The organism is Curtobacterium sp. B18 (assembly GCF_000333375.1).
GTDB lineage: Bacteria > Actinomycetota > Actinomycetes > Actinomycetales > Microbacteriaceae > Curtobacterium.
Genome location: NZ_BACZ01000600.1, coordinates 1 through 1732 on the forward strand (window position 1 = coordinate 1; position 1732 = coordinate 1732).

General features: G+C 71.8%; 2 protein-coding genes. One reads left to right on the forward strand and one right to left on the reverse strand.

What is annotated here, in order from left to right; all coding sequences use genetic code 11:
- On the forward strand, nt 1-460 hold a 460-nt coding region (locus I5E_RS16280; protein WP_022907918.1), incomplete at its 5' end, for a YbhB/YbcL family Raf kinase inhibitor-like protein.
- 246 nt (nt 461-706) lie between these two features.
- Here the strand turns inward: I5E_RS16280 and I5E_RS16285 are convergent.
- A partial coding sequence (locus tag I5E_RS16285) for a polyribonucleotide nucleotidyltransferase (protein WP_022907919.1) occupies nt 707-1732 on the reverse strand: 1026 nt, incomplete at its 5' end.

Sequence of the window (1732 nt, forward strand, 5' to 3'; positions counted from 1 at the left end):
CGACGGCGGTGTGCTCCCGACGTCCGCGCGCGGCAGCGACGTCGGCGGCGAGGACCGCTCCCCCGCGCTCGAGTGGTCCGGCGCGCCCGAGGGCACGCAGAGCTTCGTCCTCACGGTGTACGACCCCGATGCCCCGACCGGCTCCGGGTTCTGGCACTGGAGCCTGACCGACATCCCGGCCTCGGCGACCTCGCTGCCCGCCGGAGCGGGGACCGACGACGCGCTGCTCCCCGCCGAGGCGCTCCGCCGCCGGAACGAGTTCGGCACGGACACCTTCCTCGGCGCCGCTCCGCCCGCCGGCCACGGGCCGCACCGGTACTTCTTCACGCTGAGCGCGCTCGACGTGCCGGTCCTCGAGGCACCGGCCGATGCGACGCCCGCGGTTGTGGGCTTCGTGCTCCGCGAGCACCTGCTCGGACGCGCGCAGCTGGTCGGCACGCAGGAGACCCCGGCGGCGTAGTCGCGCCGGGCGCCGGGCGCTTTCGCGCTCACCGACAGGTCACGCGCTCGACGGGCCGTGAGCTGTCGGTCAGCGCGAAACCTGGTCCAGCCGACGCCCGGTCAACGCGAAACCAGGTCCAGCCGACACACGGTCAGCGCGAAACCTCACCCAGGTGGCGCGCCGCCCTCGCCACGCCCCGCAACGGCGAACGGCCGCCGCCCCGGAAGGGACGGCGGCCGTTCGTGCGTCAGGACGCGGGAGAGATCAGCCCTCGGCCGGGGCCTCGGCGTGGGTCTCGTGACCCTTGCCACCCTCGGTGTCCACCTCGTCGGCGACGACCGGCGCGAGCGACAGCTTGCCGCGGTCGTCGACCTTGGTGACCTCGACCAGGATCTTCTGGCCGACGCCGAGGACGTCCTCCACGTTCTCCACACGCTTGCCGCCGGCGAGCTTGCGCACCTCGGAGACGTGGAGCAGACCGTCGCGGCCCGGGAGCAGCGACACGAACGCACCGAAGGTCGCGATCTTGACGACCGTGCCGAGGAACTGGTCCCCGATCTCCGGGTTCGTCGGGTTCGCGATCGCGTTGACCTGGGCGCGGGCGGCCTCGGCCGACGGACCGTCGACGGCGCCGATGTACACGGTGCCGTCGTCCTCGATGGAGATGTCGGCGCCGGTCTCGTCCTGGATGCCGTTGATCGTCTTGCCCTTCGGACCGATCAGCTCGCCGATCTTGTCGACGGGGATCTGCACCGAGATGACACGAGGAGCGGTGTCCGCCATCTCGTCGGGGGCGTCGATCGCCTCGTTGAGCACACCGAGGATGGCCGAGCGGGCCTCCTTGGCCTGCTTGAGCGCGGCGTCGAGGACCGACGACGGGATGCCGTCGAGCTTCGTGTCCAGCTGGATGGCCGTGACGAAGTCCGAGGTCCCGGCGACCTTGAAGTCCATGTCGCCGAGCGCGTCCTCGGCACCGAGGATGTCGGTCAGCGCCGCGTAGCGGGTCTGACCGTCGACGGTGTCGGACACGAGGCCCATCGCGATGCCCGCGACCGGGGCCTTGAGGGGCACACCGGCGTTGAGGAGTGACAGGGTCGAGGCGCAGACGGAGCCCATCGACGTCGAACCGTTGGAGCCGAGGGCCTCGGACACCTGACGGATGGCGTAGGGGAACTCCTCGCGCGACGGCAGCACCGGCACGAGGGCGCGCTCGGCGAGGAAGCCGTGCCCGATCTCGCGACGCTTCGGCGAACCGACACGACCGGTCTCACCTGTCGAGTACGGCGGGAA